Origin of the sequence: Bradyrhizobium sp. S3.2.6 (assembly GCF_040546885.1) — a bacterium.
Classification (GTDB): Bacteria; Pseudomonadota; Alphaproteobacteria; order Rhizobiales; family Xanthobacteraceae; genus Bradyrhizobium; species Bradyrhizobium cytisi.
Window position 1 is genome coordinate 1 of record NZ_JBEPOS010000019.1, and the last position, 21,060, is coordinate 21,060.

Sequence of the window (21,060 nt, forward strand, 5' to 3'; positions counted from 1 at the left end):
CTCCCGCCAAGGCATCGGCTGATCCTCCCAGCCGACAGAGAACTGTCACCCATCCATCCGGTCTACTGTGTTACCTCTCTATCCGGTCTGGACAGCCTCTTCCCTTCTCCCCTTGTGGGAGAAGGTGGCGCGAAGCGCCGGATGAGGGGTTCTCTCTGCTCGCAAGACTGTTCGTGAGGATAGATACCCCTCACCCGGCTTCGCTGTCGCGAAGCCACCCTCTCCCACAAGGGGCCCACAAGGGGAGAGGGTGCACCGTTAGCGCAGCCGCTTGCGCGCCTCAATGCATCCCCAGCACCCGCGGCAGCCACAGCGTTAGATCGGGCCAGTAGGTCACGATGACGAGGAAGCCGAGCATGGTGAGAAGCCACGGCATCACCGCTCCCGCCAGATCGGTGATGCGCATTCGCGCGATCATCGATGCGACGTAGAGGTTCAAGCCGACCGGCGGATGGCAGAGGCCGACCTCCATGTTGACGTCCATGACGATGCCGAAATGGACGAGGTCGATGCCGAGCTTCTTGGCCGCCGGCGCCAGGATCGGCGCCATGATCAGGATGATCGAGTTCGGCTCCATGAAGTTGCCGGCGAGCAGCAGCAGCACGTTGACGACCAGCAGGAAGCCGACCCAGCCGAGGTTCTGCGCCGCGATCCAATCGGCCAAGGTCGCCGGCAGGTTCTCGTTGGAGAGCACGAAGGAGAACAGCACCGCGTTGGTGACGATGTAGAGCAGCATCGCGCTGGTGTTGGCGGCGCGCAACAGCACCCGCGGCACGTCCACTATCTTGATGGCCTTGTAGACGAACACGGCGATGATGAAGGAATAGACCGCGGCCATCGCGGCGGCTTCGGTGGCGGTGAACAGGCCGCTATAGATGCCGCCGATGATGATGACGACCAGCATCAGGCCCCAGATGCTCTCGCGAAAGGCGTGGAGCGTCTCGCCCCAGGTCGCCTTCTGCATCCGGGGATAGTCGCGTTTGCGCGCGAGCCACCAAGTGACGATGCAGAGCATCGTCGTCAGCAGCATGCCTGGCAGCAGACCGGCAACGAACAGCGCGCCGATCGAGGTGTTGGTCGAGACCGCATAGACGATCTTCGGGATCGACGGCAGCATCAATATGCCGAGCGAGCCGGCGACCGTGATGATGCCGGCGCCGAAGCGCATGGGATAGCCGTGGCGGACCATCTCGGGCAGCACGATGGCGCCGATCGCGGCGACCGTCGCCACGCTCGAGCCGCACACCAATGCGAACATCGCGCAGGCGACGATGCCGGCGAGCCCCAGGCCGCCATGCCAGTGCCCGATCAGCGAGGTCGCGAAATTGATCATGCGGCGCGCGACGCCGCCATGGGTCAGGAAATTTCCGGCGAGGATGAAGAACGGGATCGCCATGATCTCGAAGCCCTCGATGCCCGTGAAGAGCTTCATCGAGACGGCTTCGATCGGCACTGTCGTCAGCGTGAACAGGAACGTCATCACGGTGAGGCCGAGCGCGATCGAGACCGGAATGCCGGTCAGCATCAGCGCGATCAGCAGCGCGAACACCGTGAAGGCGCGCAGCCAATGCGGCAGCACGATGAAGCCGGTCTTCTCGCCAAGGCAGAGCGCGAAGATCAGGATCGGCGCCATGATCAGGATCACGCCGAGCGGCGAGACTTTGCGGGAAGCCGCCTTCGTAGCAGTGCCGGCGGGCTGCGGATGCAGCGCCGGCGAAACAGCGGCCTCCACGCCTTCGACATGGGTCTCGTCATGATGCGGCAGATCGCCGGTCCAGTAATAGAACCAGGAGACCTGAAGAAAGCGGAAGCACATCAACCCGGAGCCGAGCGGGATCGCCAGATAGACGAACCACATCGGCGCTTCCAGGTCGTTGGACTGCTGCCCGGTGTGGAACATCTCGCGCACGAAGGAGGCGCCGAAAGCGGCGATCATGCCGGTGAACAGCGCGCCGCACAGCAGCGAGAACAGGATCACATGCTTGCGCGAATGCTCGGGCAGGCGGTTGACGAGCAGATCGACGCCGACATGGATGCCGGTGCGCACGCCATAGGCCGCGCCGAACTTCGCCATCCAGATGAACATGTAGATGCAGAGTTCCTGCGCCCAGGACAGATCGAGCTCGGACAGGAAGGTGAATACCGCCATCGACAGCGACGCGAGCCAGGTCATCCCGTGCGCGGCCGCCCATCGCGAGAACACGATCGATTCGCCGGCACCATACCGGTGCACCACCGCGATGAAGATCAGGCCGGTTGCAGCCGCAATGAGCGTCGCGATCAACCATTCTTCGAGATGATTGAGCCCCTGGTTCAGCACGCGAAGCAAATCAAAGTCCCCCTATCGATACGAAACGGTCGGGAGTGCATACACTCCCGACCGTTGGTATTGTTCTCCCGGAAAACGCGTCAGTTCATCTTGACGTCGAGCTCCTTGGCGACGAGATCGAGCACTTCCTGCCCGACCCGGCCTTTAGCCCATTTGTAGGTCGGCTGCATCGCCTCCTGCCACGCCTTGCGATCGGCGTCGGTGAGATAATGCAGCGTGGTCTTGCCCGTCTTCTTGATCTCGGCCAGCGCGTCCTCGTTCTCCTGGTGCGCGATCTGGTTGGTATATTCGGTCGCGTCCGCCATCGCCTTCTCGAGCTGGGCGCGAATGTCAGGCGGCAGGCCGGACCAGAATTTCGAGTTGACGATCACGGCGTATTGCAGATGTGCGTGATAGGACACGGTGATGTCCTTCTGCACTTCGTAGAACTTCTGCGTCAGATAGTTGGACGCCGTGTTCTCGCAGCCGTCGACCACGCCGGTCTGCAGCGCCTGGTAGACCTCCGAGAACGCCATGATCTGCGGGATCGAGCCCATCAGGCGAAAATACTGGTCGGCGATCTTCGATCCGGAGATGCGGAATTTCAGGCCCTTGAAATCTTCCGGCTTCGTCAGCGGACGGCTCGACGACACCATGTGGAAGCCGTTGTCCCAATAGGCGAGACCGGTGATGCCCTTGGCTTCCAGCTTCTGGAACAGCCATTTGCCGAGGGTGCCCTTCATCGCATTGGAATAGGTCGCGTCGTCCTTGAACAGCCAGGGCAGGTCGAGCGCCTCGAATTCCTTGATGCCGAGCGGCGCGAATTTCGCGGTCGATGGTGCGAGCATCTGCACCGAGCCGAGCTGGAGCGCCTCGATCTCCTCCTTGTCCTTGTAGAGCGAGGAGTTCGGATAGATTTCGATCTTGACCTTGCCGTCGGTGTACTTCTCGGCGAGCTCCTTGAACTTCAGCGCGCCCTTGCCCTTCGGGGTATCGTTGGCGACGACGTGGCTGAACTTGATGATGATCGGGCTCTGCGCCTGCGCAACAGCAGGGGCCAGAGCGAACGCGGCTGCGGCGACCGCAAAGAGCAGTTTGCGCATGAAGGACCTCCCCAACAACCTCGGAAACCGGGTGCTTTTTGTTTTACGGTTCCAGTAGTGGCAGCAATCCGGACCCCGAACAACTAGACCTAAGCCCAATTTGCCGCAGCGAAGCTATGCCGCAGCGAAGCTATCTTGATGGCGGCCGCATGCGCAACCCGACGCCCGCTCCGGCCGCTCCCAGCGAGCGCTTATGTCGCATCGCCGAAGGACATTAACCCTTGCGCTGGGCAACCATGAACAGCCGACGGAACGGGAATAGTGTCTGCCCCGCGGCGTTCTTCGGATAGGCCTTCGCCACTCGCATCCCGTAGGCCGCTTCGAACGCGGCCTTCTCGTCGCCCTCGAGCACGTCGAGATAGCGCGTCAGCCAGGTGCCCTTGGTCCATTCCTTCACGGGATTGTCGCCTTCGAGAACCTGAAGATATTCGGTCTCCCAGATGTCGATGTTCTGCGCCAGCGGCGCGAGCAAATCGTGATAGAAGGCCGGCCCCTCGACCGGCGGCGGCGTCACGAGGTGCTCGACCTTGGACCGCCAGGGCCCGCTCAGGGCGGTCTCGCCGATCAGCACGTGCGATGGCGCCAGGAAGTTGCGCGGCATTTGCACCGCAAGCATGCCGCCGGGCGCGACCTTCTCCATCACCGACGGAAAGAGTGCCGTATGATCGGGCAGCCAGTGCAGTGCGGCATTGGAATAGACGACGTCATATTGCTTAGCGGGGCGCCAATGGCCGAGATCCTCATGTGACCATTCCACATCAGGCGCGGCTTTGCGCCCCGCAGCAACCATCTCGGCCGAGCCCTCGACGCCGGTCACCGCGGCGGACGGCCAGCGCTCCATAATCAGCTTGGTGACATTGCCGGCGCCGGCACCGAGGTCGGCGACCTCGCGAGGACCGAGATCGGGAATCCGCATCAGCAGGTCCAGCGCGGGCCGGAGCCGGTGGCCGGAAAATTTCAGATATTGCTGCGGATCCCACACCATAACCTGCGCCTTTTCTTTTTCGTATTTCCTTCGTCGTCACCCTTGGTTACCACTGCTCGTCCCGCTCGGGCAAATCGCCGCACCCGGGACAGGGCAGGAAACCAACGGCCAACGAACGAAAAAAGCAAACAAGAGAGCTGTGACCATGGACCTCGGGCTGAAATCGAAAACCGCTGTCGTCACCGGCGCGAGCATCGGCATCGGCCGCGCCATCGCCAAGGGCCTCGCGGCCGAAGGCGTGCGCGTCGTCGGCGTGGCGCGGCGAACCGACCTGCTTGCCGAACTTGTGAAGGAGGTCGGCGGCGGGCTGATCACGCCATGCGCGCAGGACGTGATGGCCAAGGACGCGGCGGAGAAGATTTCAGCCTTCGCGCTGAGGGAATTCGGGCATGTCGACATCCTCATCAACAATGCCGGTGGCAGCCGCCCCCTGCCGGTCGATGCGCCCGACAGCCAATGGGACGAGGCAATCGCGCTGAACTTCACCAGCTACCGCCGCATCGCGCATGCGCTGCTGCCGCAGATGATCGAACGCAAATGGGGCCGCATCGTCAACATCACCGGCAAGTCCGAGCCGGAGGGCCTCAACGCGGCCTTCGCGGCGAAGGCCGCCGTGCACGCCTGGGCCAAGGGCCTGTCGCGCGAGATCGGCGAGCACGGCATCACCATCAACTGCATCCCGCCCGGCCGCATCATGAGCGAGCAGATCCGCCGCAACTATCCGCCGGACTATCGCGAGCGCTTTGCCGAGGAAGAGATTCCGGTCGGCTATTGGGGCGAGCCGGAAGACCTCGCGGCGCTCGCGGTGTTTCTGGCTTCACCGGTGGCGCGCTACATCACGGGAACGGTGATCCCGGTGGATGGGGGCTTGAGACGGTATCAATTCTGAGTTTCGCCTTCGCCACGCCTATGGTGCGCCCCTAGCCTCGCAGCATCCGCATCGTCATTGCGAGCGCAGCGAAGCAATCCAGAATCCCGCCGCAGTGACAGTCTGGATTGCTTCGCTGCGCTCGCAATGACGGAGTGCATCCGACGCAGATCATGCGTCGCGGCTTGCCGTTCCCAGCGCATCGCGCCGCCATGCACCCGGGCTGACCCCTGTCGTCGCCGAGAAGACTCGTGTGAAGTGGCTCTGGTTGGCAAAGCCGGCCGAAATCGCAACCTCGGACAGCGACAGGCCGCGCACGCTCATCAAGCGCTTGGCGGTTCGCACGCGCTGATGCAGAAGCCAGCGATGCGGCGGCAGCCCTGTCGAGGCGCGAAACGCGCGCGAGAAATGACTGACCGAGAGGCCGAGTTCGGCCGCGATGGCCTGCAACGGCAGTTTGCCATTGAGGTCCGACTCGAGCTTGTCGCAGGCCCGCGCCAGCTGCCATGGGGCAAGTGCGCCCCGGCCGGTCTCGGCCTTGTGCCTGTAGCCTCCATAAGCCTGAGCGACGTGCGCGGTCAGCGCCAGCATCATGTGATCGATGAAGAGCTGGTTGGCCTCATCAGGCCGGCGCAGCCCCGCGCGCAGGGACGCGCCGATATGTCGGATGATTGCGTCATCGTGCCCGACAAGCCCGCAATCCAGCGCATCGATGCGTCGGGCCCCCGATTGATCGGCGAGACCGTCGAGGGCCGAACGCGGCACGTAGAAATGGAGAGAATGAAGCGGTTTGTCGATCACGTAACGCGGGTCGGCCTTGAGATCGTAGAGATAGGTCGTCCCGGCGTGAACATCCGCTTTCTTGATGTGACGGCCCTGCTCCCAGAGCTCGCAGTCCGGATAGTCGCGCAGCTTGAGGCTGACGAGATAGGCATCTTCAGCAGCGAACGAGCCGGAAAGACCCGGCACAGGATTGTCGTTGCGTGTTTCGGTGACCGCAATCTCGGTGCTGCGCAGCGAGCGGGTCACCAGCGAGGGCGGCGCTTCCGCGAGGCGAAGGAAGTCTCCGAGCCGTTCGCCGTAAGCGCCTGTCCTGGTCATCGGATGTCTCTTCTGTGAAGGTCCAAAGAAAGGACCAAGAGCAGGCCACAGCGTCCTGCCATTTCGAGAACAGTATATCGGCTATCCACCCATTGCTGTCCACGACCGACGACGTCGCACCCGGCAAGGCCTGCGCGCTCGCCCCAGCGCGACCGGTATCAAAATTTTCCAATCATTTCATAACGATCCGGTTCGCGCCTTGACGACCTGAGGGTGTCGTCGACCGAAACGCGGCGATCACGACTTTTCACAAACGCACGCAAGCTGCACGCGTGAGGCATCCTGGGAGCAGGATCAGGCAACGCAGGGCAGCATCAGGAAAGACGCGGGCCTTCGTGCCGCCTAGAACCCGCAAATCAACGGTGCCTGAGCTGCAACGGATCGCCTTCGGCCCCCCGCCCATTCGTTGAGCAGGGATCGCCAGACCGGCCCGTTCGGCTCCGCCATGCGGCGGCCGACGCCATGATCGCGACGTCGCGCACCCAGCGACGCGCCCCCAATACGAGCAAAGTCCATGAGCAAGATTGTGTTGCGTGAATCTTCGAATGAAATTCCCGCCGTGTCTCAGGTACGGCGCGACGCCCCGTCGGCCGGCGACCGGCCCCCTGCCGAAGTCGAGATGGCCCGCGTGCTCGGAACGGTGCCTTTTCGCATGGCATTGGATTCGTCCGGCGCCGGGATTGCGCACTGGAAGCACGAGCCGTTGCACGACGTCGTCGCGCCCATGGGCCACCACGTCATCATGGCTTACAACTGCTCGGTCCAGCGGATGGAGCGGCGGTCCGGACGATCCGTCGCGATCGGGACGTTTCGCCCCGGCGTGGTGACCATCATTCCCGAAGGATCGAGCTCGCGGTGGGACATTCCAAAGCCCGTCGACGTCGTCCAGCTCTATCTTCCACAGGCAACGCTGACGCGTGTTGCGGACGAAGCCAAAGCCGGAGCGCCGGCCGATCTTCTGGAGCGGACCGCCCATCCCGATCCCGTGACGTCCCGATTGCTCCTGAGTGCGGCGGATGTGCTGGAAGGCAACGAGGCGCTGGATACGCTGTTCAGGCAGCAACTGATGGATTTGCTGGCGACGCGCCTTCTCGCTGCGCACAGCGGCTCGCCGAACATGGTCGCGCCGGTCAGGGGTGGGCTGGCGCCGAAGACGCTGCTTCGCGCGATCGAGCGCCTGCGCTCGGACAGCGATGACGACGTCTCGCTCGGGGCGCTTGCTGCGGAGGCCGGCCTGTCGCGCTTTCACTTCTGCCGCGCATTCAAGGACAGCACCGGGCTTTCGCCTCATGCCTGGCTGCGCCAGCACCGGCTTGAGCAGGCCATGAACATGCTGCGCGACACCGAATTGTCCGTCGTCTCGGTCGCGGCGACGCTCGGCTACGCCTCGCAGACCGCCTTTGCCGCCGCGTTTCGAAAGTTGACCGGGGAATCGCCGAGCGATTGGCGGCGGCGGGCGCGTTAGCAGCAATCGCGCTGCAATCGCGTCAATCGCGCTGGGGCATCGGCCATGCGGTTCGCTAGGAATCATGGTGTCCACAAACTCCAGAAATGGAAACTGAAAATGGCCTTGATCAATTCCGTCAGCCGGCTCGCGAGCACCTCGCGGCGGAAAATCCTCGCGACAACGCTCATGTACGCGGCATCGATGACTGTCCGCTCCACCTCGGCAGCGGGCAGCGAAACGAAAACAGCGACCCTCTCGACCGGAACGAACGACGTTGCGACCTCGATTACCACCAACGACGGCGTGAAGCTCTTCTACAAGGACTGGGGACCGAAGTCCGCGCAGCCGATCGTGTTTCATCATGGCTGGCCGCTCAGCGCCGACGACTGGGATGCCCAGATGCTCTTTTTTGTCGGCAAGGGCTTTCGCGTGATCGCGCATGATCGCCGCGGTCATGGCCGCTCGAGCCAGGTCAGCGACGGCCACGACATGGATCATTATGCGGCCGACGTTGCAACCCTCGTCGAGCATCTCGATCTTCGCAACGCCATTCACGTCGGCCACTCCACAGGCGGCGGCGAGGCCACGCGCTACGTCGCACGTCATGGCCGCGATCGTGTCGCCAGGATGGTGCTGATCGGCGCCGTGCCGCCCCTGATGCTGAAGACCGAGTCCAATCCCGGCGGATTGCCGCTTGAGGTGTTCGACGGCTTGCGCCGGCAGCTCGCCGCCAACAGGTCGCAATTCTATCTCGAATTCGCGGGCGGACCTTTCTATGGCTACAACCGTCCGGGCGCCGAGCCGTCGCAGGCCGCGATCTGGAACTGGTGGCGTCAAGGCATGATGGGCAGCAGCAAGGCCCACTACGACGGCATCAAGGCCTTCTCCGAGACCGACTTCACCGAAGATCTGAAAGCCATCGCCGTGCCGACGCTGGTCCTGCACGGCGGCGATGACCAGATCGTCCCCGTTGCCGACTCGGCAGCGCTGTCGGCCCGCCTTTTGAAGCACAGCACCCTGAAGATCTACGACCTGCTGCCGCACGGCCTGTGCACGACACATCCCGACATCGTCAACGCCGACCTGCTCAAATTCGTGACGGCGTAACCACGCGCTTCCATCGCAATACCTCAACCAAGGAACAACCAACATGCGCATCGTCATCATTGGCGCCGGCTTCGCCGGCATGTACGCCGCTCTTTCTGCTGCCCGGCTACGCGACATCCAGGGTGTCTCGCCGGAAAAGCTCGAGATCGCGCTGGTTTCGCCCGAGCCGACACTGGTGGTTCGCCCGCGGCTCTACGAACCGAAACCCGAAACCCTGACGGCCCCGTTGCAGCACGTGCTGAACGCGATCGACGTTGTCTATGTCCAGGGCCGTGCCGAGGCGATCGATACCGGGGCGAAGCTCGTCGAGATCGTTGCCGCACAAGGCACCAGGAAGAAGCTGTCGTATGACCGGCTGATCGTCGCCACCGGCAGCCGCTTGTTCCGCCCGAACGTTCCGGGCCTTGCCGAGCACGGCTTCAGCGTCGACCAGCTCGATGACGCCATCGCGCTCGATCGCCATTTGCACCAACTCTCCAGCCGCCCGGCCTCGAAGGCGCGCAATACCGTCGTCGTGGCTGGCGGCGGCTTCACCGGGATCGAGGCCGCAACCGAGGTGCCATCGCGCCTGCGCGCAATTCTCGGCAAGGATGCGGAATTGCGCGTGGTCATTGTCGATCGCAACGAGGCGATCGCCCCGGACATGGGCGCGGGCCCCCGCCCCATCATCCAGGAGGCGCTACGCAAGCTCGGCGTCGAAACCAGGCTCGGTGTCGGCGTCGGCTCGCTCGATAAATCCGGCGTCACGCTCTCCAGCGGCGAGCACATCGAATGCGAAACCGTGATCTGGGCCGCCGGCATGCGCGCTGCTCCGTTGACGGCGCAGATTCCCGCCGAGCGCGACCAATTCGGCCGGCTGCTGGTCGACCGTGATCTTCGCGTACCATCCGTGAACGGTGTCTTTGCGACCGGCGATGCCGCACGGGCCGCGTGTGACGACAACGGCAATTACGCGCTGATGTCGTGTCAGCACGCGACCCGGATGGGCGCCTTCGCCGGCAACAACGCCGCCGCCGAGCTGCTCGGCGTTTCGACCAGGCCTTATCACCAGAAAGCCTACGTCACCTGCCTCGACCTCGGCGAAGCCGGCGCGCTGTTCACCCGCGGCTGGGAACGCGCGGTCGAGATGGTCGGCGACGTCGCCAAGAAGACCAAGCAGGAAATCAACACGGTCTGGATCTATCCGCCCAAAGCCGAGCGCGCCGCAGCGCTGGCCTCGGCCGATCCGGAGCGCGTCACCTCTCTCTAGACATTCCACGATCCACAACGCTCAACAGGAGACTAAAATGAATCTGCACAACACATCCTCCCCCGCGACATCGAAACCCGAAGAGCTCGTCCCGTCGCGCTATGCGGTGCGGATCGGTGAGATCGACGTGCTGGTCGTCAGCGACGGCGTGCTGCCGCTGCCGACCACCATGCTGGCGCACAACGCCGACCCCGCCGTCCGGGCAGCCTGGCTGGATGGCATGTTCCTGCCGCCGGACGCTTTCGACTGGGCACTGAATGCGGTGATGGTGCGAAGCGGCGACAAGACCATCCTGATCGACGCCGGACTGGGCTCCGATCCGGACCTGCACCTGCCCAGGGCTGGGCAGTTGATCAAGCGACTGGAGGCCGCTGGGATCGATCTTGCGTCCGTGACCGACCTGGTGCTGACCCACATGCACATGGACCATGTCGGCGGGCTGCTCGTCGACGGCGTGAAGCAGCGGCTGCGCAAGGATCTGCGCATCCACGTGGCGGCGGCCGAGCTCAAGTTCTGGGAGGCGCCCGATTTCACCCACACCAACATGCCGCAGGGATTCCCGGATGCGCTTCGCGCCGCCGCCAAGCGGTTCGCGAAGGAGTACGGCAGCCAAATCCGGCCGTTCGTCGACGAGCACGAGGTCGCACCGGGCGTCGTCGTCCGTCGCACCGGCGGTCACACCCCCGGACACAGCGTGGTTCGCGTGGCGTCCGGCGGCGACGCCCTGACATTCGCCGGCGACGCCGTGTTTGCTGTCGGGTTTGAGCAGCCCGAGTGGCACAACGGCTTCGAGCACGATCCCGAAGAGGCGGCGCGCGTTCGTATCCGCCTCCTGCGCGAGATTGCCAAGACCGGCGAGCTGCTGGTGGCCACGCATATGCCGTTCCCATCCGTCGGCCATGTCGCAGTCGCCGGCGATGCCTTCCGTTGGATGCCGGTGTTCTGGGACTACTGATTGCAACTCAGCGAGACCGAGCCGGGGCACGTGCTCATGAGTGGGTGCGCGCTCCGGTTCAAGACCCTCACAACTGCCGGTCACCGAGAACCGTAACGGAGCGCGGTGACCGACAAGCTCGCCTTCAATCCAACCAGGCGGTGCGGCCGCTGCACCGGAGAGTGGAACATGCAAGATCAAAAAGTCGTCGTCGTGACAGGCGGCAGTTCAGGTATCGGTCGGGCAGCGGCGTTGCGCTTCGCGAAACAGGGCTACCACGTGCTCGTCACCGGCCGCCGCGCGAGCCTGATCCAGGAGACGATGCTGCAACACGCGAATATCGCGGGGATGGCGGCCGACGCGGCTTCCGCCGAAGATGCCAAGCGTACGATTGCCAAGGCGGTCGACACATGGGGGCGCCTCGATGCGCTGGTCAACAATGCCGGCGCAGGCGCCATTCTGTCGCTGGCCAACGTGACCGCCGATCGCATCGCGGATATTTTCTCCGTCAACGTGGTCGGTCCAAGCCTGCTCGCATCGGCCGCGCTTCCTCATCTCAAGGCCACAGGCGGCACGATCGTCAACGTCTCCAGCACCTTTGGGCACAAGGCGGCGGCCGGACTGTCTCACTACGCAGCCAGCAAGGCCGCCGTGGAGCATTTGACGCGGTGCTGGGCACTGGAGCTGGCGCCATTCGGCATCAGGGTGAACGCCGTCGCGCCAGGGCCAACTGAGACGGGTGCGCTGACCGGCATGATGGGATTGTCGGCCCAACAAGCCGCGGCGGTCGAAGAACAGGAGCGCGCCAGCATACCGCTCGGCCGCCGCGGGGTACCCGACGATATCGCCGAGTGGATCGTCCAGCTCGCCGGGCCTGCCTCGGGTTGGATAACCGGCCAGGTGATCAGCATCGATGGCGGACTGGGGTTGGCCTGATCCGGCGGACCCAATAACGTTGCCTACCTGACGCTTCATGCGGGCACCACCGGCAGCTTGCGCGGCTCGTGGATGACATGAGTGTGCTCTTATCCGGCAAACGGCCGGGCATCTGCCGCAATGAGCTTGATCAAGTCCGCCTGACGGCGCACGCCGGTCTTTCCAAAGATATTCTGGAGATGAGTTTTCACGGTGGCCTCGCTGATGCCAAGCGTCTCCGCTATCTTAGGTACTCCGCTGACCTTGAGCACCGCATCAAGTACCCGCACTTCGCTCGGCGTGAGTCGGAATTGTCGCACCGCCACTTCGATCGGATAGGGCGCCGCCATTGTTACCTTTCGGACGAAGACGGCAGCGACCGCAGAGTGTCGGCCCCCGATTTGACGCCGCGCGCCCGACGTCAGCGGCAGTATATCGGCGACCCAATTCTGGCCAAGCTTACTAGACAGCGGAATGGCAACACCATCCACGCCGACAGCGCCATCGCCACCGCTCGCGGCGGCGAGAACATTGCGCAATAGCTGCGCCGCATGTGGGTCCACAGCACTCAAATTATTGTTGACGGTTCGCAAGATCGTCGCATCGTCGAGCAGCGCCTGCGCGGCTATGTTGGAGAATGCGATATGACCGTGCTTGTCCAACAGAAAAACGCCGGCATCGAGCCCGTTGAGCGCATCTGACAGACTTCCGGCCTTTTCCTTTTGAAGGTCGATGACATTGCCGATCGACACCGCGCGGCGCATGTGGGGAACCAATAGATGCATGCGCTGCCGCATATCGTCGTCGGCAAGCCCTTGGCGCTCGTTTCGGAAGACTCCGAACTGAGCGAAGCTCGTTGCGGACTTGTCGAGCGTGGCAGCCAAATGATCGGTCCACCCATTCGGCTTGACCCACTCCTTGTAGAAGGTCGTCTCGACGAACTCATCATAAGGCAAAACGTTGGTCGTGTTGTAGATCTCCCCAACTTTGAAAAAGAATTGGGCCGTCAAACTCGGATCGAAGCGGATATATTTCTTGAAGTACGCGTCCACGCTGGACGGTTCAACATTGTATACGTAGTGAAGTTCACCCTGAACGGTGATGTCCTTCCAGTAGATTCCAGCCGCAGTTCCGCCGATGAATTGCGTCGCCTGCTCGAGAACGCCTACCCATAAGCTGGAGTCGAGTGCTGCGTCGTAGATATCGCCGATCAACTGCGACAAAAATTCCGGATCGACCATTCCCGACACCGCTCGTTGGACTGACTGCGATATTGATGCGGGCAATCGCATCAACCGACCTGTGGGACACCCATATGCTCTGAGACCTGATGGCTTTGAGCGTGTGTATGGCGCGAGTCGATTGCCTCCCGCCTTGGTTGAGCTTTGTACAGGCGTGGAATATCGCAGGCCAGCCCAGATTTGGTGCGCCAGTATCGTGGCAACTTGCCAGACGGCACAGCGAACAGGCACTTTGTCGAGTGGAACGGCAGTGGCGGCGATCAAGGCTGGCTTGGTGACAGGAGTGCGCCTCGCCCGCCTGGATCCTAACGCAGGAAACGTCACACTGCACACCTTGAGGCACACGGCGGCGACGCGACTCCTGGCCTGGCGCTTGAACGCTTGGCAGTCGCCGACATCGGAAGACTATCGCTTGCGGCGTGGGCAGCCCTATAAGTCGCTTCCGCGGGGCGGCGGCAGCCTTGGTTGCTCGGTTGCGGCTAGTGCCGTCGCTTCGTTGCGGTCTGGAGCCGTGTTCACGTCGATCTCCTGGGGCACGCGCATGGCGGGCGGTCCGGCAACGCGCAGGCGATCATTCGCTGCAGGCGAGCCCACGTAACTTCAATCGTCAAGATTTTGGCCAGTCATCGCGTCGATGCGCCCGATGGCAGCATCATGGGTGGTTTTAAGATGCGCGACGATGCAACAGCTCTGCTGAGTTTTCCCGACGTGGCAAAACATTTTTCCGGAGTGCCGAGCTCAGAACCAGATCATGCAGGAAAAACTGCTGCATGCCCGAAAGCGAGCCTTCAATATCGCCCGCGAAGATTCGACAGCCGGTGTCTCCGCTGACGCGCCAGCGGCGAAGTTCGCGACGTGCTGAACTCGATCGGTGATACCTCTTCGGAATGCCCTCCTGATTAGAAGGACGGCGCCGGACCTCGAGGCCGACCCGGCTCTCCGATCAGCTGCCCAGTCGTTTCTAAACGCGCTTGCGCGCGTTTGTTTTGTTCAGCGAAACTGGCGTCGCGGCCGAAGATGCAATTCGGCAACACTTAATCCAGAAAGCGGTAGCTAAAGACCGGTATTGCATCGGCTTCAACCGAACGGCTGATGCGCGGGTACGCGATCCCGCGCCACGTTCGCTTCGCGGATGCACGCGCATGGGTTCTGTTTCGCGCGGGTCTAGCCGGTTACCAAATCTGATCAGATCTCGCCCACGTGCTGATCGGATACCGATCAGGGCAGCTCAAGTAACCATGATAGCGCTCCCCCTGGCAGTATTTAGGCTGATCAGTACTGCGTCGGCGGCGAGCCCAGCCGGCAGGCGCCGGCGTCAGGCCGCCGCGGCGCTGCTTGCCGGGATGTGTCTCGCTGCGAGCAACGCGCGAGCACAGGACGCCACCTGGCTGTCCAATCCGGGCTCGGGCAGCTTCAATACCGCGGCGAACTGGACCCCGGCCGCCGTGCCAACGGGCACGGCTTTCTTCGGGGCTACGAGTACCCCCTCAATATCTTTCGTGGGCGACAACACGGTAGGTGGCTTCACCTTCAATGGGGGCGCCTCGAACTACAACTTCAGTGGCGGCGGTCTGCTGACATTCAATGGCGCCGGCATCGTTATCAACGGGGGCAGCGCTACATTCGCAAATGCCATCGACTTCATTGGTGCGGGCACCACGGCCGGTAGCGCCACGCTGAACGGTGGTATTACGGGTATTACGGTGACAGTGCATTCAATTCGATAAGAGTTAAGAGTTAAGTGCAGTCCAGCACTGTCACCGTAATACCAGGATTGAATGCTCCACCAAGAGGGCGGCAATGCCGAGGCAGCCGGGACATCGTCAGAGAGCGATTGTTTCCTCGACTACATGTTTCAGCGGCGTCCCCTCAGCGGACAAGGTCATTCGCAGTTTGAGCTTGCCATCTTTCACCGTCCCGCTACGCACCAGGTTCTCAATTTCACGCTGCGATGTAACTCCGACATGCTTCAGAAATTTACGGATAGCCATATTGAAGCGGTCTTCATCGAACTCGGCGGTCATGGCTGTTCTCCCTGGTCGGGCAGGCGAAGTCTAACACGAGGCGAGCAAAAACCAAACATCGAGGCCCAACTCGCGTCGCCGCCGACTTCCTCCTCAACCTGATTGCCTACAACGTCGGCCCAGAGCTGAAGACTACACCTGAGGCTGCGAGGTCGGCCGTTTGACGTAGACCGGACACGGCTGGCGCTGTCCCCGACCGCCGCTTGTGACCCATTGCCGTAGTCCGGGTTCGATAACTTTGAGCTAAGGCATTAACTCCGCTAGAGAGGCTTTTCTGCCATCAAGTCGGTCCTTTGACTGTCGAAGGCTCCATGATGAAGGTTGCCCTGATACTCGCAATTGCCGCCGCGGCTGCATCTCTCTTGTTTGACGTGAATGCTTTTGCTGCGACTCCCTGCTCTCTTTCTGATCATCCGTCGCAGGACGGCCGTTGTATCGGTGACCATGGCATCGGCGACACTGATCGGTCGGAGAAAGCCTGTCTGGAACAGGTTGGTGAGCTGGCCCGGCGCGTCGGCCCTGGTTTGCAATTGAACTTAAGGAACGGGAAGACGAGAATTTATCTCAACGAGGAAGCAAAGTGTCAGAGCAAGGAGGCCGAGGGCTGCGTCAAATATCAGCTGACGGGGTATTTTCCCGAGCACGACCTTGTCTTGATCGAGGTCGATTATTGGGAAGGTGCGAGCTGGCTCCTCGTGAGAGCCAACACGGGTGACGCCACGGAAATCGTTGCGCACCCGCACTACTCGCCGGACAGGCGCTGGCTCGCTTCGGTCGCCTCGTCGATCGGGCCCGCTGGCCCTCCCGACGGAATGGATGTCATTCCAAGCACGCCCGATCCATCTCTCAAGGAATGGCACTATCGCACCCCGGACGATGGGGATTGGCCCTATGAGTTTACCGGCTGGGACGGAAACACGCGCGTCAAACTTCTTGCATCGTCTCTCAGAGCCCCCCAACGAAGTGTATCGACTTCTATCGAGCACCGGAATGGTGGCTGGCATCTGAGAGAGCCACGATAGCTACGGGGCAACTTCCGCTAATGTGCCGTCGCGACATTTGCTGCCACTGCACAAAACGGTCGGTATCGGGGCGAACCGGACATCGAATGCGCGCTATGCTCTGCACTCCCCTTCAATCCAATCAGACGATGCGCTCTCGCCGCAGTGACAGACTATCTCAGAGGTAATATCAGGTCAGGAAGCAGCCGGCGCGGCCAGAACCTTCAACCACGACAGGCGCCTGATTTTCAGTATCTGGCTTTGCGTCAGGCCGGTCTCGAGCTTGATTGAGTGCTCTCCTCCGGAAACTATCACCATATTACGGTGCATTCAATTCGACAATAATTAAGTGCACTGTCACCGTAATACCTGTCACCGTAATACCCAGATGCAGCTGGTAGCGCCGCACGTCCTCGAAGGTTGCCGTATCCGGTGATCGCCCGAGAAACGCCGCGAAGTTCTTGACCCTCTGCACGTAGTCATGGTGGGTCTTCGGCGCGAACTTGCGGATCGTCATGTCTTCGATCATGCGCCGCCGCAATGGGCTCATGGCCTCGTCGGTCATGGGGATGCTCCTGTCTTGAGTGAGGTTGTCGAAACCCCTCGATCTCAAGACAGGACGCCCTGTTGCGCTATCCTTTTGGCTGTGCCGCCGGCCCCGGTGTCCTACCGCGCGAGCGGTTTAGTCCAATGACCCAAACCGGTCATTCCGGCGCCCCTAGACAGACAGTATCGCCGGGGGGAATATGTTGCGATATGCGAACCAGGGGCGCTGTCATGGACGTCGGAGGTTGGCTGCGGAGGCTTGGCCTCGAACGATATGAGGCTGCATTCCGAGAGAATAAGATCGACGACACGGTCCTGCCGAGCTTGACGGCGGAGGATTTGAAGGACCTTGGTGTCGCATCTGTCGGGCACCGCCGCAAGCTCCTCGACGCCATCAATGGCTTGCGCGCTGAAGCGTGCGCGCCAACGGCGCTATCCGGCGCTCCTCCGAGGATCGACCAAGTCCCGACCGACACCGCTGAGCGCCGCCACGTGACCGTGATGTTCGCCGATCTTGTCGGTTCGACCGCCCTCTCAGCACGTATGGACCCTGAGGACTTGCGCGAGGTCATTACGACCTATCAGACGTGCGTGGCCAATACTGTGTGCCGCTTCGGGGGCTATGTCGCCAGATATATGGGCGATGGCGTTCTCATCTATTTCGGCTATCCGGCGGCCCACGAGGATGACGCCGAGCGTGCAGTTCAGGCCGGCGTCGCGCTGATCGATGCGGTCGATACCCTTTCGGCGCCTGAGCCGCTGCAGGTGCGGGTTGGGGTTGCCACAGGACTGGTTGTCGTCGGCGATTTGATCGGGTCCGGCGAAGCGCAGCAGCGCGGCATTGTCGGCGAGACCCCAAATCTCGCGGCACGCCTGCAGTCCCTTGCCGAGCCAAACACGGTGGTCATTGCCGAGGACACGCGCAGGCTGCTCGGCAATCTCTTTGAGCTACGGGACCTCGGGCCAAAGGACCTTAAGGGGATTGCAAGGCCGGTGAGAGCTTTCGCGGCGCTGCAGTCAAGTTATGTCGCGAGCCGGTTTGAGGCAATGCATCCCGGCGGGCTAACAGCACTGGTCGGACGAGAAGAAGAGCTTGAGCTGATTTTGCAACGCTGGAGCAGAGCAAGAGCCGGAGATGGCCAGGTGGTGTTAGTATCGGGCGAAGCCGGCATCGGCAAATCGCGACTCGCTGCGGCGCTGCTGGAACGCATCGCCGCCGAGCCGCACACGCGCATGCGCTACTTCTGTTCTGCGCAGCATGCCGACAGCGCGCTCTATCCGATCATCCAACAGATGGAGCATGCTGCCGGACTGGCGCGCGATGACAAACCCGCAAGTCGGCTCGACAAGCTCGATGCGGTGCTCGCGCAGACCGCAACGTTGATCGAGGATGCTGCGCTCTTTGCCGCGATGCTGTCGCTACCAAACGATGGTCGCTATCCCGCGCTCGAACTGACCCCGCAGCAGCGTCGTGAGAGAACTCTGGAGGCTCTCGTTTCACACGTTGAGGCGCTGACACGTCAAAATCCGGTGTTGATGATCTTCGAGGATGCTCACTGGGCCGACCCGACGAGCTTGGAAGTGCTCGGTCGGGTCATAGACCAAATTCGCACCCTTCGCGTTATGCTGCTTGTGACGTTCCGGCCGGAATTCGAGCCGTCGTGGTTCGCTCAGCCGTACGTAACGGCTCTCATCATTAATCGACTGGCAGAGTGCGATGCCAGCGCGATGATCGACCACATCGCCGCCAGCAAACTGCTGCCGGAAAGCATTCGGCAGGACATCATCGAGCGCACCGACGGCGTTCCTCTGTTCGTGGAGGAGATGACCAAGGCGGTGCTGGACGCCGGAGGCGAGGACGCAGAGCAGCGGACGGTCGTCGCAGCTCCGTTGCCGGACCTCGCGGTGCCAGCGAGCTTGCATGCGTCCTTGATGGCGCGGCTTGACCGGCTCGGTGCCGCCAAGGAGGCTGCCCAGATCGGAGCGGTTATCGGGCGGGAGTTCTCATATGAGCTTCTAGCCGCTGTTTCAGGAGACGCTGTTTCAGGAGACAGAGACGATGAACTCCAAGTGGCCCTGGAACGGCTGCTCCATTCTGGGCTGATACTCCGTCGTGGAACAACTTCGCGACCAACTTTCCTGTTCAAGCATGCTCTGGTTCAAGACGCGGCGTACAGTAGCTTGCTACGCAGCAAGCGCTCAATATTGCACGGCCAAGTTGCTCACGTTTTGGAGAATCGATTTCCTGAACGTGCACAAGCAGAGCCGGAGCTTGTAGCCTATCACTTCACGGAAGCCGGACAACTAGAGCCCGGCATTTCGTACTGGTTGAAAGCTGGCCGACATGCCGCGGAACGCTCCGCGAACGCTGAGGCATTGCGACACCTCAACCGTGGTTTGGCTTTGCTGCTAAAACTGCCCGACTCGATCGGGCGGTATCAGAGCGAGCTCGAATTCCAGGTCGCTTTAGGAACGCCTTTGGTAGCCGCACACGGCTGGGCCAGCCCAGAGGTGGCTACTGCCCGTGCGAGGGCGGCTGAGTTATGTGAGAAATTGGGCGACCCAGAGCACCTTCTACCGGTTCTATTTGGACAGGCCATCTATTGCATCAACCGCGGGAAGACCTTGGATGGACTGGGCATGGCCAATCGCTGTTGGTCGGTGGCCAAAAACAGGGGTGACCGGACTGCGCTGCTAGTAGCGCACCGCGCAATGGGCAGTGCACTCCTTCAGCTCGGAAGATTTGCGGAGGCCAAAGCCCATCTTGAGCCGATCCTTCCGCTACATGATCCAGAGCGGGATCGCGCCCTAGCTTCCCAGTACATAGTCGATCCGGGTGTTTCGGGCGGCTCGTTTCTTGCGTTGGCGCTTTGGATTTTGGGATACCCAGAGCAAGCATTGGCAGTTCGCGACAAAATATTCAGTTTAGCGCCAAGACTGAACCACGCGAACAGCAGTGCATTTGCTTGTTTCTTTGCGGGAGCCCAATTGAGCGAGTTAATTGGTGACCTTGAGAGCCTCAACAATTTCGTCGAAACGGCCATCGAGCTCTCGCAAAGGCATCAACTACCAACTTGGAACGCGCATGCAACCGTTTTGGCAGGCTGGGGGCTGGCTCAGAGTGGTCAACTTGAACGGGGAATTATGCTGTGCGGCGAGGGAATAGCCAAGCTGCGGAAGATCGGGACCGAATATCATCTCTCGCATTATTTTTGCCTACTCGCGACAATGTACGCAAGGATGGGCAACAATGAAGCAAGCTTGCAGGCCCTGCGCGAGTCAAAGGATCATGTGACAGCGACTGGAGAATATTTCTGGGGAGCGGAGCTACATCGAAGGGAGGGAGAAATAGGCCTGTTGCGAGGTGAGCCTATCAACATGTGCGAGGAGTGTTTCTTGCAGGCAATGGACTTGGCCCGTAAGCAACAGGCAAAATCCTTTGAACTCCGGGCTGCCATCAGTCTTGCTCGGCTCTGGAAAAAACGGAATCGGATTCAGGATGCCCGCGATCTTCTCGCCCCGCTCTACGGCTGGTTCACGGAAGGCTTCGACACGTGCGACCTGAAGGAAGCTAGGGCGCTGCTCGATGAGCTCCCGCGATGAAGCAATCGAAATAACCAGTGAGTTCCGCTATTGGTCCATCGCGACATTTGCTCCGATTGCACAAAGGTGGTCGGTATCGGGCGAACCGGACATCGACGAAGGTTTATGAGTGCGCGCTCCAAATGCTCTGCGCTCATCTTCAATCCAATCAAACGATGCGCTCTCGCCGCAGCGACAGACTATCTCACAGATCAGATCAGGAGGCAGCCGGCGCGGCCAGAACCTTCAACCACGACAGGCGCCTGATTTTCTGAATTTGGCTAAGCGTCAGGCCAGTCTCGAGCCTGATTGAGTGTTCGCCTCCGGCAACGATAACCGTCAATTCCCCGAGCAGATTGGTTTTGACGGTCGCCTTCCGGTATTTGACGTCGACGTCCTCGTCCACAGCGCCGAGATCTATCCCACTACACTCGATCTTTTTCACGCGCATCGTATGGGGCGTTTTCCACCATTTGCCGGGCTCGGTTGCGGCGCTGGAGAGCGAATAGTCGTAGTTGCAGAAGATCCCGTCGGTAAGGCCGATCGTTCGGGCATAGTCCCGATCCTGCGCCGGAGCTGAAGCGATCGGCATTGCAGCCAGAGCACATCCGAGCTGTGCGATCCGTGAAAGCATCATCCAGTCCTCCCC

General features: G+C 61.6%; 17 protein-coding genes and 1 pseudogene. 9 read left to right on the forward strand and 9 right to left on the reverse strand.

The window, feature by feature from the left end; all coding sequences use genetic code 11:
• Positions 1-280: 280 nt before the first annotated feature.
• From ABID58_RS27190 to ABID58_RS27205, 4 genes and pseudogenes are all read right to left on the reverse strand, one after another.
• Positions 281-1,564: a TRAP transporter large permease gene (locus ABID58_RS27190; RefSeq protein WP_347340232.1), complete on the reverse strand. Its 1,284-nt coding sequence runs from the start codon at positions 1,562-1,564 to the stop codon at positions 281-283.
• A gap of 243 nt (positions 1,565-1,807) precedes the next feature.
• Positions 1,808-2,173 (reverse strand): annotated as a pseudogene (locus tag ABID58_RS27195) (TRAP transporter small permease); the annotation flags it as partial.
• Between the two features lie 236 nt (positions 2,174-2,409).
• Entirely contained in the window at positions 2,410-3,411 is a 1,002-nt protein-coding gene (locus ABID58_RS27200) for a DctP family TRAP transporter solute-binding subunit (protein ID WP_148752379.1), read from the reverse strand.
• A gap of 214 nt (positions 3,412-3,625) precedes the next feature.
• Entirely contained in the window at positions 3,626-4,396 is a 771-nt protein-coding gene (locus tag ABID58_RS27205) for a methyltransferase domain-containing protein (protein WP_354035855.1), read from the reverse strand.
• 145 nt (positions 4,397-4,541) lie between these two features.
• Here ABID58_RS27205 and ABID58_RS27210 point away from each other — a divergent pair, with 145 nt between their 5' ends.
• On the forward strand, positions 4,542-5,285 hold the full coding sequence (locus ABID58_RS27210; RefSeq protein ID WP_354035857.1) for an SDR family NAD(P)-dependent oxidoreductase: 744 nt from the start codon (positions 4,542-4,544) through the stop codon (positions 5,283-5,285).
• A 150-nt stretch (positions 5,286-5,435) separates the two neighbouring features.
• On the opposite strand, the gene ABID58_RS27215 is transcribed toward ABID58_RS27210, so the two are convergent.
• A complete protein-coding gene (locus ABID58_RS27215; protein ID WP_354035858.1) occupies positions 5,436-6,365 on the reverse strand; it encodes a helix-turn-helix domain-containing protein in 930 nt (309 codons plus the stop codon).
• A 514-nt stretch (positions 6,366-6,879) separates the two neighbouring features.
• Here ABID58_RS27215 and ABID58_RS27220 point away from each other — a divergent pair.
• The 5 genes from ABID58_RS27220 to ABID58_RS27240 all read left to right on the forward strand — a co-directional run bounded on the left by ABID58_RS27220 (position 6,880) and on the right by ABID58_RS27240 (position 12,038).
• The gene (locus tag ABID58_RS27220; RefSeq protein WP_354035859.1) at positions 6,880-7,830 is read left to right on the forward strand and encodes a helix-turn-helix transcriptional regulator; all 951 of its coding nucleotides are present in this window, start codon (positions 6,880-6,882) and stop codon (positions 7,828-7,830) included.
• A gap of 99 nt (positions 7,831-7,929) precedes the next feature.
• A complete protein-coding gene (locus tag ABID58_RS27225) occupies positions 7,930-8,919 on the forward strand; it encodes an alpha/beta fold hydrolase (protein ID WP_354035860.1) in 990 nt (329 codons plus the stop codon).
• 43 nt (positions 8,920-8,962) lie between these two features.
• Positions 8,963-10,168: an NAD(P)/FAD-dependent oxidoreductase gene (locus ABID58_RS27230; protein WP_354035862.1), complete on the forward strand. Its 1,206-nt coding sequence runs from the start codon at positions 8,963-8,965 to the stop codon at positions 10,166-10,168.
• A 37-nt stretch (positions 10,169-10,205) separates the two neighbouring features.
• The gene (locus ABID58_RS27235) at positions 10,206-11,123 is read left to right on the forward strand and encodes an MBL fold metallo-hydrolase (protein ID WP_354035864.1); all 918 of its coding nucleotides are present in this window, start codon (positions 10,206-10,208) and stop codon (positions 11,121-11,123) included.
• 105 nt (positions 11,124-11,228) lie between these two features.
• Positions 11,229-12,038 (forward strand): SDR family NAD(P)-dependent oxidoreductase, encoded by an 810-nt coding sequence (locus tag ABID58_RS27240; protein WP_354035865.1) that lies wholly within the window; start codon positions 11,229-11,231, stop codon positions 12,036-12,038.
• Positions 12,039-12,127: 89 nt separating this feature from the next.
• Here ABID58_RS27240 and ABID58_RS27245 read toward each other — a convergent pair whose 3' ends face one another.
• Complete coding sequence (locus ABID58_RS27245; RefSeq protein WP_354035867.1) at positions 12,128-13,258, reverse strand: helix-turn-helix transcriptional regulator; 1,131 nt, start codon at positions 13,256-13,258, stop codon at positions 12,128-12,130.
• 1,499 nt (positions 13,259-14,757) lie between these two features.
• Here ABID58_RS27245 and ABID58_RS27250 point away from each other — a divergent pair.
• A complete protein-coding gene (locus tag ABID58_RS27250) occupies positions 14,758-14,985 on the forward strand; it encodes a hypothetical protein (protein WP_354035868.1) in 228 nt (75 codons plus the stop codon).
• 96 nt (positions 14,986-15,081) lie between these two features.
• On the opposite strand, the gene ABID58_RS27255 is transcribed toward ABID58_RS27250, so the two are convergent.
• Positions 15,082-15,282, reverse strand: coding sequence for a DUF6494 family protein (locus tag ABID58_RS27255; protein ID WP_354035869.1), 201 nt, complete (start codon positions 15,280-15,282; stop codon positions 15,082-15,084).
• A gap of 311 nt (positions 15,283-15,593) precedes the next feature.
• Here ABID58_RS27255 and ABID58_RS27260 point away from each other — a divergent pair, with 311 nt between their 5' ends.
• Positions 15,594-16,304, forward strand: coding sequence for a hypothetical protein (locus ABID58_RS27260; protein ID WP_354035870.1), 711 nt, complete (start codon positions 15,594-15,596; stop codon positions 16,302-16,304).
• Between the two features lie 298 nt (positions 16,305-16,602).
• On the opposite strand, the gene ABID58_RS27265 is transcribed toward ABID58_RS27260, so the two are convergent.
• On the reverse strand, positions 16,603-16,848 hold the full coding sequence (locus tag ABID58_RS27265; protein WP_354035871.1) for a phage integrase N-terminal SAM-like domain-containing protein: 246 nt from the start codon (positions 16,846-16,848) through the stop codon (positions 16,603-16,605).
• A gap of 212 nt (positions 16,849-17,060) precedes the next feature.
• Here ABID58_RS27265 and ABID58_RS27270 point away from each other — a divergent pair, with 212 nt between their 5' ends.
• A complete protein-coding gene (locus tag ABID58_RS27270) occupies positions 17,061-20,432 on the forward strand; it encodes an adenylate/guanylate cyclase domain-containing protein (RefSeq protein ID WP_354035872.1) in 3,372 nt (1,123 codons plus the stop codon).
• 196 nt (positions 20,433-20,628) lie between these two features.
• Here ABID58_RS27270 and ABID58_RS27275 read toward each other — a convergent pair whose 3' ends face one another.
• Positions 20,629-21,048 (reverse strand): hypothetical protein, encoded by a 420-nt coding sequence (locus tag ABID58_RS27275; RefSeq protein ID WP_354035873.1) that lies wholly within the window; start codon positions 21,046-21,048, stop codon positions 20,629-20,631.
• Positions 21,049-21,060 lie beyond the last annotated feature (12 nt).